Genomic DNA, 14,698 nt, shown 5'->3' on the forward strand with positions numbered 1-14,698 from the left:
CGCTGCTTGTCGAAGCCATGAACTTCGTGGCCCTTCTCTACCACACGGTGGTGCGCGAGGTGCGGGAGGAAAGCGGCAACGCCACGCTCGGGCTGCTGACCGCGATCGGGCGGGTGCTGATCCTGGTGGCGCTGTTCTACGCCATGTTCGAGCTGCTCGGCCTGCGCGGCGCGATGATTCGAGGCGACGTGATCCTGTTCCTGGTCGGCGGGGTGCTGCTGTTCCTGATGCACAACCAGGCCATCGGGGCGGTGATCAAGGCAGGCTCGGCCACGTCGCCGATCATGCAGCACGCGCCGGTCACGCCGACCTTGATGATCCTGTCCTCGGCGCTGGCCACGCTCTACCTGCACATCCTTGCCACCGTGATCATCCTCGCGGCGCTGATCCTGTTCCGCGGCGATCTGGAGATCCATTCCCCGCGGGGGATCCTGCTGCCGTTCTTCCTGGCCTGGGCCAGCGGTGTCGTGATCGGGCTGCTGTTCCTGGCGATGAAGCCCTTCGCGCCGAAGCTGATGCAGATGCTCTCGACCATCTACCGGCGCGCCAACATGATCACGAGCGGCAAGTTCTTCGTGGCCAACATGCTGCCGAACGCGATCCTGCCCTTCTTCGACTGGAACCCGCTGTTCCACACCATCGACCAGATGCGCGGCGCGCTGTTCGTCAACTATTTCCCGCACAAGACATCGATCGAGTATCCGGTCTATTTCGTGCTCGTCGGACTGCTGGTGGGCATGATGGCCGAATTCTGGCTGCGCCGGACCGTCAGCCGGTCTACCGGCGCAGCCAGGTAACGCTCAGAGCGGCCAGTAGCGGCGCCGGTCCTGTGGAGCGGGCTGGATCCGCCCGGCGCCTCCGCGGTGCGCGTCGGGGCGGGCCGCGCGACCTGCGAAATCGGCCTGCTCGCAAGCTGCGGCCCAGGCGGCGACCCAGGCGCGATCCGGCTGCTCGCCCTTGGCGAAGGCGTCGGCGACGGCGCGGGTGATCTGCGGCACCGCGACGGACGAGCCAGAGACCGGCATCCGCGATCCGCTGAGCACCCCGGCCGATATCACGCCCGGATGGACACGGCTGGCATCCGACACGGTCAGCGCGTCGGGACCGGGCCGGTCGTCGGTGTTCGTCGCGCCCCCGGCCGAATAGCGCGCGACATGCCCGCTGCGATCGACGAAGCCGCCCACCACGATCGTGCGCCGCCCCGTGGCGATGGCGCTTTGCAGCCCCTGCGCGATGACGGGACAGTGCGCCTTGCCATGCCGGGGATCGACGAAGCGCGATTGCCGCGCGTCGTTGTCATGGCCCGGCACCTCGTCGTCGCGCAGGATCCAGGCGTCCACATGGCTGCCTGCGGGCAGGCCGGTGTCGCGCAGGGTGACGGTCCAGACCCCGGCAGGGGCGCGCGGACCGGGCCGGCCGGGATTGTCGGTCGGGGCGACGGCGATGGTGAAGCAACCCCGGCGCGTCGGCCCGCCCACATAGCGGTATGAAATGCGCGCGACCGGGCCGTCGGGTCCGGGCAGCGTGACCGCCTGCCCGGCGATTGCGGGCAGGAACGGGCCGGGCGCCCCGCCGGGCGTGGTCAGCGCCACCTCCAGCCGGTTTCCCGGCGCCTCTCTCGGGGTCCAGATCTCGATGAAGCTGTCGCTGTGATCCGAGGGCTGGATCTTCCACGACAGGGTTTCGGTCCGTCCGGGCCCGGTGAAATGCGTGTCGGTCCCGATCCGCGCATGGCCTTGCGACAGATGCGCATTGCCCGCCGGCAGCAGGATGGCGGTGCAGGTGCCGCGGCGGTTGCGGCGTTCGAGAAAGGCGTCCATCCGCCGCTCGAGAAAGCCGGTCCCGTCGAGCGGACCGCCGGTGCCGCCATAGCTGAGATTGATCACCAGGGGCAGCCGCCCGCAGCCGAGCGCCGCCGCGATCCGGTCGGCGCGATCCTCGATGTAGTCCAGCGCCGAGATGACGTGCGGCGCAAGGCTTGCGCCCGACGTGTCGCCGGTGACGACATGGGGCAGCTGCACGAAGATGAGCGGGCGGTCGGTGCGGTCATCCTCGGGCGGATAGCCGCCCGCCAGCGCCGCCACATGGGCCCCATGCGTCGAGGCGCGGCCAAGGATGTGCCCGCGCGGGCGCGCGAAATCGGCAAGCCCGGCAGCGCGGTAGGCGGCCAGTTCGTCCGGGTAGGGGCCGTTCCGGCTGGCATCAGCGAGAAGCGTCTCGATCTCGGCCGCGGTGAACTCGCGCCCGTGGGAAACGTGGCTGGGCCCGTCGTGCCGGAAACGGCCATCCTGCACCCAGGCGTACCGGACGCGGGTGGTGCCGCCGGCAGCCTGGAACGCACGGTTGAGAAAGGGAAGGCCGCCGTCGATCACCGCGGTGACGACCACGCCGGGCGCGGGCGGCAGATCGGGCAGCACGACGGGAGCGGGCGCCGCCTGTCTGCCCAGCGCATCATTTGGCAACGGCGGGCCGAACGCTTCGAGGTGGAGTGCGTCGGCATCCGGCTCCGCCTGCCCAAGGCGCGCGATCCCGGCCCCATCCGTCAGGCGGGTGACCACCTGGCGCGGCGGCGATGCCGCCTCCTCCTGTGTTTCTTCCGCCTCGTCGGCGGAAAGCGCCACGGCGCGGACGGCGGCGCGCAGGCGCGCCGACTTTGCGCCCATCTCGTCGCCAAAGGCCCAGTCCGCCAGGGCGGTGGCAGTGCGGGAGGCGGGCCCAAGTCTCCAGTCGGCGGGGGTCACGGGATCGGCCATGGCTACCTCTCCCGGTTCAGACCGCTTGCCATTCGGCGATGGCCCGGTCCCACAGCCAGCCGAGTATGGGCGAGCGCCCTTCCGCGCCCGGCGCCTGCGGGCCAAGGTCGGCGGTCGCGGCCACGGCGGTCTGCTGGCCGGTCGCGACGTCGAACATCTGTTCCGGCTGGAAATCGCCCTCGAAGTCCTGCCCGTCGAAGGACCAGGCATCATAGGCCTGCCCAGTGGCCCGGGCCGTGAAATAGGCCCCCAGCGTCATGCCCAGCGACGCGCCCGCCGCGCTGTCCACCGGGAAATGCACCCCCGCGACGGTCCGGTTTATGGCGATGCGCGCCGCCTGCCGGAAGGCCTGCGCCCGCCAGCCCGGATCGGCATAGGTCGGATTGCCCGAGGCGGCCCAGATCCGGTCCAGTACCGTGGCCGCGACATGCGCCTCGGTCGCATGGCCCGAGGGCAGCGTGCCGTGCAGCGGCGTCGGGATGATCGGCTGGACCTGCGGCGAGTATTCCACCGGGCGCTTGCACGCCAGCGCGTGCTTGAGCCGCATCTCGACGAAATGCGCAAGGTTCAGCGCCGCCAGCACCAGCTCATAGGTGTATTTCGTGCGCGACGGGTCGAGAAAGCCGATGGACCCGAAGAACGCCGTGGGAAGGTCGATCTGCGCCTCGATCTCGATCCAGCGGTCCTGCCGCAGGTCGGCATAGGTTTCGAGATAGACGAGCTGTTCGAGGAACTGATCCGGCGTCGGGCGGCGCATCCGCATCAGCGGCAGATAGCTGGCCGTGGGCGCCGCGCCGGGCTGGGCGGTGGTGTCCAGATGCCAGACATCGGCCTGCCCCCCATCCATCGAGAAACCGATCCGCGAGACCAGCTCGAAGCTGCACAGGCTCTCGCGCACGGCCGCGCTCCAGCGGTCGAGATTGCCGGGGTCGTTCTCGGGCAGTGGCGCGGGCGGGGTTCCGGGCGGGGTCCAGGGCCCGACGATGCCGTCGCGGTTGGTGATGAGCGCGGGGGCGACAAAAGGCGCCACCGGCAGGCCGGGGCCGCCGCCATATGCACTGTAGGCGGAATAGGCGCTGTAGGCCGAATAGGCCGAATACGCGCTGTACGCCGAATAGGCGCTGTAGGCGGACTGCGGTTTCAGGTTCGTCATCGAATGCCCCTCGTTCTGCATGCACTCTTCAAGCTTCATTCTTCACGACACGCCACGGTCATTCGGGCATGCCGGCCTCGCGCAGGATCTCGGCGATGCGCCGGCCCATGACGTATTTCGCCGCCGGGTTCTGACGCGTCCATTTGGACACCGTGAGCCCCGGCTCCAGCGCCATCATCCGGCCCAGCGTCGCGCGCGCGGCTTCGTGGTCGCCGGTCTGCCACTGGGCGATCGCCAGCGTGCGCAGGGTCGAGGTGTGGGTGGAATTGGCCTTGAGCGACCGCTCGGCATAGGGCAGCGCCTCGGCCGGGCGGCCGGCGGCGATATAGGCGGCGGCGGTCAGGCAATCGAAGTAGTATTGCTGCGGATCGAAGGGCGATTTCGCCTGCGCCATCTCGGACAGGCGCACCGCCTCGTCGCCCTCGTCGCGGAAGGCGTGCATCACGCCCTTCAGCAGGTTCGCGAGCGCATTGTTGGGGTTGAAGCCCAGCGCCATCCGGTAGCGGGTGTCGGCCCCCTCGAAATCCTTGGAAAGGTTGGTCTGCACCAGCCCGTCGATGGTCAGCGCATGCTCGCAATCGGGGTTCAGGTCCAAGGCCCGCGCGGTCCGGTCCGAGGCGATGCGCTGCTCGCGCGCGGGATCGTCGGTCCAGCCCTGCTGCACCTTCAGCACATGCCAGTTGCCCATCCAGGCCAGCGGCACCGAATGGCGGGGGTTCCGCTCCATCGTGGCGGTCAGCATCTGTTCGGCATGGTTGAAGTCGCTCTGCGAGAGCCGGTACATCGCGTTCACCGCCGCCAGCATCAGCGTATAGCTTTCCAGCGTGCGCACCGGCAGGTTCCTGGCGCGTTGCAGTTCGCGGCTCAGGATCGCCTTGCCCACCGCCTCGGCGATGCGGGCGAACATCTCCTGCTCGCCGATCAGGATGTTGGCGGCGCGGTCGCGAAAGCGGTCGGACCACATCACCTGCCGGCTGCGCAGCTCTGTCAGTTCGAGCGTCACCTCCAGGATCCCCGCATCCTCGGTCACGCGCCCGGTCAGCACATGGCTTGCGCCCAGAAGCCTGCCGATCTCTTCCAGCGGGCGGTCGAGCCGGGCGAAGGGCGCGGTGGACAGGCGCGAGATGACGTTCAGATGCGGCGACTGGCCAAAGGCGCGGATCATCTCCTCGGCCATGACCTGGCCCAGCGCGCCGGTGGCGCCGGCAAGCGGGATCACGGCGATGGTGGGCAAAAGCGTCTCGGTCGCGCCGCGCACGCGCGGACGCGCGACCCCCTGACCCGGCGGCGACAGGCGGTAGGCGCGCACCGGCTCGCGCACATGCTTGAGGAAGCACTCGCCCAGATCCTCGATATCGGCGTGGATGCCGTGCACGATCTCGTCGCGGACCAGCGCCGAGACGACGACATCGCCCGGGTCGCCCAGCGCGGCCAGGCGGGCGGCCACGTTGACATCGTGGCCATAGACATCGTGGCGGTCCACCATCAGGTCGCCGGTCTGCAACCCGATGCGCAGGTGCATCTGCCGCTGGGGGGGCAGGTCGCGGTTAAGTTGCGCGGTCTTGTCGAGCAGCGCAAAGGCCACCGCCAGTGCAGGCTCCACCCCCTCCAGGTCGAGCAGCATCCCGTCGCCAAGGCTTTTCACCATGCGCCCGGCGCCGGTCGCGGCCAGCGCGGCCTCGGCATGGGCGACGACCTCGCGCCAGCGGGTGATCGTCCCGATCTGGTCGGCCTCGATCAGGCGGACGGATTCCACCAGGTCGACGACCATCACGGATCGGCGCAGGCTGAGAAACCAACCCTGGGATGGGGCCTCGATCATCGGAACAAATCCGCAAAACACATATCGGAATACATCTGGTATGCACGGGACTACACCGAGAGGCGTTGATTCACAAAGAAGTTTCCGCCGGGTCAGCCCCCGAAGGCTGGCAGGCCGGCATCGGTGATGCGGGGTTTTCTCGTGCCCCGCGGGATGCCAATGTCCGGGGGATACCCCGCAACCCCGGATCGCCCGATGTCCTTTGCCAAAGCCCTAGACCTGCTGCGCCTGGCCGACATGGCGATGGGGCGGCATTCCGGCGTGACGCTGGAGGAAATCGCAGAGGCGTTCCGCGTCAGCCACCGCACCGCGCAACGCATGGCCGGCGCGCTGGCCGAGGCGTTCCCCCACGCGGTGGAGCGGCGGGAGGACGCGGACCGACGCCTGCGCATCCGCCTGCGGGACGTGCCGCTGGCCCGGCTGCGCCTGTCGGGCGATGCGGAACTGGAGGCGCTGGAGCTTGCCATCGCGCGGCTCAGGGACGAGGGGGACCGGCGGCAGGCCGACCGGCTGGAAGGGCTGCGCGACCGGCTTCTTGCCGCCCTGCCCCCCGCCGAGGCGCGGCGGGCCGAAGCCGACGCCGAGGCGCTGCTCGAGTCCCATGGCGTCGCCGCCCGGCCAGGCCCGGTGCCGAAGGACGATCCCATCCTGGCCGAGGCGGTGGCGCAGGCGCTGCGCGGCCCCTACCGGATGCGGTTTTCCTACAACGGCACCCTGCGCGAGGTGGAACCCTACGGCGTGCTGCTGGGCGCGCGGCGCTACCTGGTGGCGAAGCAACCCAACCAGGGCGAGGGGTTGCGGCATTTCCGCTTTGACCGGATCGTGGGTCCGGAAGTGACCGACATCTGGTTCGGCCGCGATCCCGGCTTCGACCTTGCAGCCCATTCGGCGCGCGCCTTCGGGTCGTTCCAGGACGAGTCGCAACATGCCGAGGTGGTCTGGCACTTCACCCCCGCGGCGGCGGCGCGGGCGGCGGACTGGCGCTTCCATCCGCGGCAGCAGACGCGCCCCCTGCCCGACGGGGGCCTCGAGGTGCGCTTTCACGCCTCGGGCTGGCTGGAGATGGCCTGGCATCTCTACCAGTGGGGCGACCAGGTCGAGGTGGTGGCGCCGGAAGCGTTACGCGCGCTGGTCCACCCGTACCGGCGCGACGATTTCGACGCACTTCCCTGAGCATGTTCTCTTTTCGTTTTCATCGTCAAGGGGCGACCGCCGGCAGGCATGACGGCAAACGACAGGTTCTGTCACCCCGCCATGCCAGATCGGGATCACTCCCCGGCCCCGGCCGATTCCCGCCCTGTCATACTGCGGAGCATTCGACATGACTGAATTTCGCTTCATCCACAGCTCGGACCTTCATCTGGGCAAGCGGTTCTCGAACATTCCCGACGAGACCTTCCGCGGCCGCCTGCAGGAGGCCCGCCATGGCGTACTGTCGCGGCTGCACCGCGCCGCCCATGACCACCGCGCCCGGCACGTCCTGCTGGCCGGCGACATCTTCGACACCGAAACCCCGTCGGATGCCGTCTGGCGCCAGGCGCTGGGCGTGATGGGGACCGATCCCGACATCCACTGGTGGCTGCTGCCGGGCAACCATGACAGCCTTGCGGCCGAGGCGCTGTGGGACCGGGTGCTGGACCACGCGCCGCCCAACGTGCATCCGCTGCTGGAGCCGCGGGCGATCTCGCTCGCGCCGGGCGTCACGCTGCTGCCCGCGCCCACGACACGACGTTATCCGGGGCGCAACCTGACCGACTGGTTCGAGGGCCACGACACCGACCCGCGCGACATCCGCATCGGGCTGGCGCATGGCGGGACGGTCGATTTCTCGGAGGATGGCGACCAGCCGGCGATCGCCCCCGACCTGGCGCTGACCGCGCGGCTGGACTACCTGGCGCTGGGCGACTGGCACGGGCGGGTCAATCCGGGTCCCCGCGCCTGGTATTCCGGCACGCCCGAGCGCGACGGCTTCAAGCATGACGGAAGGGGCGGTTGCCTTGCCGTCACGCTGGCGGGCGGTGGGGCTGCCCCGCGGGTCAGCCCGGTCGAGACCGGCGTCTTCCACTGGTCGGACGAGGTGCTGCCGCTGCTGCCCGGCCAGGACGCCGCCGCGGCCCTGTACGAGATGCTGCCCGCCGGGGCGGCGACCCGGCGCGACAGCCTGGTCCGGGTCCGCGCCGAAGGGCGGGCGACCCTTCAGCAGCATGCCGCGCTGGATGCGGCGGCGCGGCAGGTGGCGCCGGAATTCGGGCATTTCGTGCTGAACACGGACCGGCTTGCCACCGAGGTGGAGGCCGAGGACCTGGACGAGATCGACCGCGGCGGCGCGCTGCGTCTTGCCGCCGAAAGCCTGCGCAACGGCGCAAGGGATCCCGACAGCGACGCGGCCAGCCGGGCCGTCGCGGCGGCGGCGCTGAACCGGCTCTATGCCTATCTGAAGGAGGGCGGCAAATGAGACTCGTCTCGATCCGGCTGGAAAATGTCCGCCGCTTTCACGCGCCGGTCCAGATCACCGGCATCGGTCCGGGGCTGAACGTGCTGAGCGCGCCGAACGAACACGGCAAGTCCACCGTGTTCGACGCGTTGCAGGCGGTGTTCTTCGTGCCCCATCGATCTCAGGCGAAGGAGGCCAAGGCGCTGCGGCCCCATGCGGGGGGCGCGCCCGCGGTCGGCGTCGAGATCGACACCGCAGAGGGCCGCTTCCGCATCGAGAAGCGCTGGCTGTCCGGCGCCTTTGCCAAGGTATGGCAGGGCGAGCGGCTGATCGCCCAGGCCGACGAGGCCGAGGCGTGGATCGCCCGCGCCGTCGGCCCGGATGCGGGCGGCGGGCCGGTGGGGCTTTTGTGGGTGCGGCAGGGGGCGACCGGGCTCGACCAGGGCTCCACCGCCGAGCGGCAGCAATCCCGCAGCGCGCGGCGCGACCTGCTTTCGTCGGTCACGGGCGAGGTGGAGGCGATGACCGGGGGGCGCCGGATGGAAATGGCGCGGACCCGCTGCCAGGAGGATCTTGACCGCTACCTGACCGCGATGGGGCGGCCCAGGACGGGCGGTCCGCTAAAGGCGGCGATGGACCTGGTCGAGGCGCTGGAGGCTGAGAAGGCCGCGCAGGCGGAGAAGGCACAGGATCTGAAACAGGATCTGGACCGTCGCCGCGCGGTGATCCGCGAGCTTTCCGGTCTGGACGACCCGGCAGAGGCCGCCCAGCGCGAGGAACGGCTGGCGGCGGCGCGCGCGGGTTTCGACAAGGCCACGCGCCACGCCGAGGCCCGCGACCGCGCGCGCGACGCGGCCGATCATGCGCGGCTGAAGGTCAGCGGCACGCAGGCGCGACTGGCCACGATGGACGGGCAACTGGCCGAACTGGCCGAGGCCGAAGGCGCCCACGGGGAGGCGGAGGCCCTGCGCGAGACGACGGCAGCGGCGCGGGACACGGCCGAGGCATCGTTGCGCAAGGCGGCGGCAGAGGCGGAAGCGGCACGCGAGACCGCCTCGGCGGCCGAGTCGCTGCTGCGCCGCGCGCTTCGCGCGGAAAGCGCCGCTGCCGACCGCGATCGGCGTGAACGCCTTTCCGAACAGATCGCCCGGGCCGAGACGCTGCGAAGCCGGATCGAGACCTGCCGCGCCGAGGCCGGGATCGGTCCCGACGCCGAGACGCTTGCGCGGCTGGAAGGTCTGGCCGCCGACGTCGCGACCCAGACCGCGCTGCTTCAGGCAGGCGCGCCGGGCGTGACCATCGACTACCTGGCCGGAGCCGAGGGCGCGATCACGCTGGACGGCGCGCCAGTGCCCGGCGCCCGGCGCGTGGCGCTGCCCGAGGGCGGCACGCTGGTCCTTCGCGGCCTTGGACAGCTGACCATCCATCCCGGGCAGGGCAGCGGCGCGGCCGAGGCGGCGCGCGCGGCGGAAGCCCGTCTTCGGGAAGCTCTGGAACGGTTGGGCCTGCCGGACCTGCCTGCGGCCCGCGCGGCCGCGCGCAAGCGGGCCGAGGCCGGGGAAGCCCTGCGCGCCGCCGAAGGGCAGCTTGCGCTTCTCGCCCCCTCGGGGATCGACGCCTTGCGGACGGCGCTTGCCGCCCTGCCGGAGCCCGAGGCCGCAGACCCGGAGTTGCCCGACGCGACCGAGGCCCAGAACCGGGCAGAGGCTGCGGCGACCGCACAGCGGCAGGCGCTGGCCGCGCTGGAAACCGCCCGCGGCAAGGCGGAAGGGGCGCGCACCGGCGCCGAGCGGGCCATTGCCGCGGCGGAAGCGGCCGGCGCAAGGCTGGACCGCGCCCGCGCAGCCCTGGCGACGACCGACGACCCACGGGCCGCGCGCGCCGCGCTGGCCGCGACGCTCGAGGCAGAGCAGGTGGCGCTTTCCGGGGCAGAGGCGAAGCTGGAGGCCCTCGAGGCGGATGCCCCCGATCTTGCGGCGGCGGAAGCCGCGCTGAAACGCGCGGAAGAAGTGATCGCGCGGATCGCCTCGGACCGGGCGCGCCTGACGGAAGAGCGGGTCCGGCTCGACGCGCTGATCGACCACCTGTCCGGCCAGGCCGTGGAAGAGGAACTGGCCGACACGACCAGCCGGCTGGAGGCGGCCGCGGCGGAACTGGCGCGCATCCGCTTCGAGGTGGAGGTGCTTCAGACCCTTGCGGCGGCGCTCGACGCGGCCCGCGCCACCGCGCGCGACCGCTATTTCGAGCCGGTGATGCGCGAGCTGTCGCCGTTGCTGCGCCTGTTCTGGCCCGAGGCGACGATCCGGTTGGACGAAGAGGCGGTGCTGCCCACGGCGCTTGTGCGCGCGGGCGCTGAAGAGGAGTTCGACACCCTGTCCGGCGGCACGCAGGAACAGATCGCGCTTCTGGTGCGGCTGGCCTTCGCGCGGCTGCTGGCGGCGGATGGGCGACACGCGCCGGTGATCCTGGACGATGCGCTGGTCTATACCGACGACGACCGGATCGAACGGATGTTCGACGCCCTGCACCGGCAGGCGGCCGACTTGCAGATACTCGTGTTCTCGTGCCGGCAGCGCGCCTTCCGGGAGTTGGGCGGCACCATGATCGCGCTGTCGCGGGTGGAAGACGCGGCATGAGCGGGTCGGCGCCGGATCACGCGACGCTGAAGGCGCGGCAGCGGGCGCTGCGCGCGGACTTTCCCGAGACGATGGGGCTGCGGGTGCATCGCGCGCTCAGCTGGATGGGCCGGGCCGAGGCGCTGGCCGGGCAGGATGCGGATACCGCCTTCATCCTCTACTGGATCGCCTTCAACGCCGCCTATGCGGATGCGGCGGATTTCGAGCCGGGCACGGCCGGACTGACCGAACGCGGGCGGATGGAGGGCTATTTCGCGCGCCTTGTCCGGCTGGACGCAGACAAGCGGATCTACGACGCGATCTGGTCCCGGTATTCCGGGCCGGTGCGGGTACTTCTGGACAATCGCTTCGTGTTCGAGCCGTTCTGGCGCCACCAGAACGACCCCGAAGGCGCGCCCGGATGGCAGGAGCGGTTCGAGGCGGCACGGCGCACCGTCGGAACGGCGCTTGCGCGGCATGAAACCACGAAGGTGCTGACCATCCTGTTCGACCGGCTGTACGTCCTGCGCAACCAGCTGGTGCATGGCGGGGCGACCTGGAACAGCGGGGTCAACCGCCAGCAGGTGCGCGATGGCGCGGCGATCCTGGGCTTCCTGGTGCCGGTCTTCATCGACCTGATGATGGACAATCCGGCCGAGGACTGGGGCCACCCCTTCTACCCGGTGGTCCCCGGCTGAGCGGCGCGCAGCAGCCGGGTGCAGCGCGCGGCCAGCAGCGCCACCCGAACGGGGCCGGAAAGTGCGCCGCGATCCGCGACCAGCACCGCCCCCGTCCCCAGTCGGGCGATCTGCGCACCAAGGGCTGCCTCGGTCTCGGCCTGCTCGACCCGCGCGCCGGGCGGCAGCGCGGTCAGGTCGGATCCGCGCAGGGCCAGCACCCGCACGGGCCGCCCCGCCGCAAGGATCCGGGCCGCCTCCGCGGTCAGGCCCGCAAGCCCGGGATCCGAGCCGTCGCGGACCAGCAGGACCACCTGTGCCGGGCGGCTGCGGGATGCCTCGCCGCTGAGGATCAGCAGGTCGTCGGGGCCGCCCTGGGCCGTGGCCAGCGCGGCAAGCCGCCCACGCTCCTGCGCGAAGGACCAGTCGAGCCCGCGCTGCCCGGCCATCTGTTCGATCAGGCGGCGAAAGCGCGCGGCGTCGGCGCGAAAGGCGGCGCGCATCCGCTCCGCCGTCACCTCCGGCACCGGCTGTCCGCCGGGGCCAAGGGCGCGCGCGCCGCTGCGGGCCGCGAAGGCGAGGATGCCCTCTTCCTCGATCAGCAGACCGCGCAGCATCGCCCGCGCCTCGGCCGCCAGCCCCAGCGCCAGGTCGAGGCTGGCGCGGGCATCATCGAAGCGCGTGGCGCCAAGGGTGATGCGCCGTGGCTGGCCGCTCATCGCCGGTCCTCGCCGCCGGGCCGTCTGCGCAGGTCGCGCGCGCGCAACTCGGCGAAGCGGCGCAGCTTCGCCTCGACCGCGGCGTTCAGGCTGCCGGGGGGAAACGCCCCGTCCGCGCCCCGGTCCCCCGCCGGGCGCCCGGTCAGCAGTTGCAGCCCCTCGTCGATGCTGGCGAAGGGGATCACGCGGAACCGCCCCTCGCGCACGGCGTCCACGACACGGGACCGCAGCACCAGATGCGCGACGTTGGAGGCGGGGATCAACACCCCCTGCCGCCCGGTCAGGCCCCGCCCGGCACAGACGTCGAAAAACCCCTCGATCTTTTCGTTGACCCCGCCGATGGCCTGCACGTCGCCGAACTGGTTCACGGACCCGGTCACGGCCAGGGACTGGTCGATCGGCGCCTCGGCCAGGGCCGAAAGAAGCGCCATCAGCTCGGCCGCGGACGCGCTGTCGCCGTCGATGCCGCCATAGCTCTGCTCGAACACGATGCTGGCCCAGAGCGACATGGGCAGGTCGGGCGCGTAAGTCCCGGCCAGGTAGCCCGACAGGATCAACACCCCCTTGGAATGGATCGGCCCGCCGAGTTCCGTCTCTCGTTCGATGTCCACCAGCTTGCCGCTGCCGGCGCGCACCCGGACGCTGACGCGCGACGGGCGGCCGAAGCGGGTGGTGCCGATCTCGGCGACCGAGAGCGCGTTGATCTGGCCGACACGGGCGCCGTCGGTGTCGATCAGAACGGCGCCGCGGGCGATGCTTTCCTGCGTCAGGTCGCGGATGCGCCCCGCGCGCCGGTCGGCGGCGGCGATGGCGGCCTCGACATCCTCGGGGCGCACGCTGTCCGCACCGGCCGCGGCAGCCCAGTAATCCGCCTCGTGGATCGTGTCGGACATCTGGCCAAGATCCAGCGCGAAGCGTTCGGCGTCCTCGGCCGCGCGCATCGCCTCGGTCAGAAGCCGCGCCACACCGCCAGCGGTGATCGGCCTGAGTCCCGCACGCTGCGCCATGGTGCCGGCTAGCCGCGCGTAAAGCGCCGTGCTTTCGGCCGAACGCGGCATCCGATCCTCGAAATCGGCTTCCAGCTTGAACAGCCGCGGGAACTCGGGATCGAGCGCGACCAGCATGTAATAGAGCAGGCGGTCGCCCACCAGCACGACCCGGGCCTTCAGCGGGATCGGATCCGGCGTCAGCGACACCGTGGAGATCAGGCTCAGCCTTTCCCCGGCGGAATAGATCTGCACCTCGCCGGTGCTCAGGCAGCGCTTCAGAGCGTCCCAGGCAAAGGGCTCGGTCAGCACCTCGCGCGCGTCGAGCAGCAGGTAGCCGCCATTCGCGCGGTGCAGGGCGCCGGGGCGGATCATGGTGAAATTGGTGACCAGCGCCCCCTGCTGGGCGGCGTATTCGATCCGCCCGATCAGGTTCGACAGTGTCGGCAGCGACTCTTCGATCACCGGCGCACCGCCGCTGTCCGCCGGGTTCGTGACCAGCACGTTGACGGTGAACGGCTCGAATTGCGGGCGCATGTAGTGGCGGGTGGCGGAAACCGGGAAGGGCCCGGCCTGGGCGCCCTCGGGGCGCATGAGGAACACCTCGGCATTCGCGACCAGCTGCTTGCGCAGGTCGTCCAGGAACCCTGTGGCGTTGGGCTCGTCCGGGACGCGCGAGCGTGCCTCGGCGATGGCGTTGTCGACGGCGGCCTCGACCATGGCGGCGTTCAGTTCCTCGACCTTGCGGCGCTGCGCCTTCAGTCGGCGCGGCATCTGCTTGAGGATAGCACCCAGCGCCTCCTCGATCCCGGCGACGGCGGCGTCGATGCGGTCGCGCTCTTCGCGGGGCAGGGCGTCGTATTGCGCGGGGGTCAGGATCTCTCCGTCGCGGCGCGCGGCGACGCCGAAGCCCATCGGCGTCCGCAGGATGGCGATGTCCTTCTCGCGCGCCTTTTCCGAAAGCGCCTCCATCTCGTCATCGGACTCGGCGGAAAACCTGTCCTCGATGCTGCGGCGGCGGGCCTGGTAGTCCTCGGACTCGAACACCGCCGGCAGGTCGTTGGCGAGATCGTCGATCAGGTTCTCGACCGCAAGGCGCAGCAACTCCGCATTGCCCGGTGCCAGGTCAATCGCGATGGGGCGCTGCGGGTCGGTGAAGTTGTTGACATAGATCCAGTCGCGCGGCACCGGGCGCGCCGCGGCCGCCCCGGACAGAACCGCGCGGGCGGCGCTGTGGCGGCCCGTTCCCTGCCGGCCCAGCACGAACAGGTTGAAATCGGCATGCTCCATCCCGGCCGCCATTCGCACCGCCTCGAGCGCGCGGTCCTGGCCGGGCCAGGCGTCCAGCGGTTCCAGATCGGCCGTGGTCGCGAAACCGAGCGTGCGGGGATCGACCGCGCCGTCCATCCGTTCCGCCCCGAGCGGCTTGCCCGTCGTGAAATCCGCCATGGCACGGCCCTTTCCTGTTCCCCGGACAACAGGAACCCGGCAAAAGCCCGCGCACATTGACCCGTGTCAAGGCGACGGCATCGCAACGGC

Annotated in this window: 10 protein-coding genes; 5 read left to right on the top strand and 5 right to left on the bottom strand. The window is 70.9% G+C overall.

Annotated features, from left to right (window positions below):
* Positions 1-17: 17 nt before the first annotated feature.
* Complete coding sequence (locus HMH01_RS00900; RefSeq protein ID WP_171321578.1) at positions 18-797, top strand: ABC transporter permease; 780 nt, start codon at positions 18-20, stop codon at positions 795-797.
* A gap of 3 nt (positions 798-800) precedes the next feature.
* Here the strand turns inward: HMH01_RS00900 and HMH01_RS00905 are convergent, their stop codons facing one another.
* Genes HMH01_RS00905 through HMH01_RS00915 form a run of 3 tightly spaced genes read right to left on the bottom strand, consistent with a single transcriptional unit; the run spans position 801 to position 5,728 of the window.
* Positions 801-2,753, bottom strand: coding sequence for a S8/S53 family peptidase (locus tag HMH01_RS00905; RefSeq protein ID WP_171321580.1), 1,953 nt, complete (start codon positions 2,751-2,753; stop codon positions 801-803).
* 16 nt (positions 2,754-2,769) lie between these two features.
* Positions 2,770-3,945, bottom strand: a complete 1,176-nt coding sequence (locus HMH01_RS00910) for a phosphatase PAP2 family protein (RefSeq protein WP_171321582.1) — start codon at positions 3,943-3,945, stop codon at positions 2,770-2,772.
* A 19-nt stretch (positions 3,946-3,964) separates the two neighbouring features.
* Positions 3,965-5,728: a tetratricopeptide repeat protein gene (locus tag HMH01_RS00915; RefSeq protein WP_171321584.1), complete on the bottom strand. Its 1,764-nt coding sequence runs from the start codon at positions 5,726-5,728 to the stop codon at positions 3,965-3,967.
* 195 nt (positions 5,729-5,923) lie between these two features.
* Here HMH01_RS00915 and HMH01_RS00920 point away from each other — a divergent pair, with 195 nt between their 5' ends.
* From HMH01_RS00920 to HMH01_RS00935, 4 genes are all read left to right on the top strand, one after another.
* Positions 5,924-6,901: a helix-turn-helix transcriptional regulator gene (locus HMH01_RS00920; protein ID WP_171321586.1), complete on the top strand. Its 978-nt coding sequence runs from the start codon at positions 5,924-5,926 to the stop codon at positions 6,899-6,901.
* A 148-nt stretch (positions 6,902-7,049) separates the two neighbouring features.
* Positions 7,050-8,183 carry a metallophosphoesterase family protein gene (locus HMH01_RS00925; RefSeq protein ID WP_171321588.1) on the top strand — a complete coding sequence of 378 codons (1,134 nt, stop codon included), beginning with the start codon at positions 7,050-7,052 and terminating at the stop codon, positions 8,181-8,183.
* A complete protein-coding gene (locus tag HMH01_RS00930) occupies positions 8,180-10,798 on the top strand; it encodes an AAA family ATPase (protein WP_171321590.1) in 2,619 nt (872 codons plus the stop codon). Before HMH01_RS00925 ends, HMH01_RS00930 begins: the two co-directional genes overlap by 4 nt.
* Positions 10,795-11,475 (top strand): HEPN domain-containing protein, encoded by a 681-nt coding sequence (locus HMH01_RS00935; protein ID WP_216366738.1) that lies wholly within the window; start codon positions 10,795-10,797, stop codon positions 11,473-11,475. Before HMH01_RS00930 ends, HMH01_RS00935 begins: the two co-directional genes overlap by 4 nt.
* Here the strand turns inward: HMH01_RS00935 and HMH01_RS00940 are convergent.
* Together HMH01_RS00940 and HMH01_RS00945 are read right to left on the bottom strand one after the other, a co-directional pair.
* On the bottom strand, positions 11,454-12,173 hold the full coding sequence (locus tag HMH01_RS00940; RefSeq protein ID WP_171321592.1) for a hypothetical protein: 720 nt from the start codon (positions 12,171-12,173) through the stop codon (positions 11,454-11,456). The genes HMH01_RS00935 and HMH01_RS00940 overlap by 22 nt on opposite strands.
* Positions 12,170-14,608 carry a Lon protease family protein gene (locus tag HMH01_RS00945; RefSeq protein ID WP_171321594.1) on the bottom strand — a complete coding sequence of 813 codons (2,439 nt, stop codon included), beginning with the start codon at positions 14,606-14,608 and terminating at the stop codon, positions 12,170-12,172. Before HMH01_RS00945 ends, HMH01_RS00940 begins: the two co-directional genes overlap by 4 nt.
* Positions 14,609-14,698 lie beyond the last annotated feature (90 nt).

Source organism: Halovulum dunhuangense, from assembly GCF_013093415.1.
Lineage (GTDB): Bacteria > Pseudomonadota > Alphaproteobacteria > Rhodobacterales > Rhodobacteraceae > Halovulum > Halovulum dunhuangense.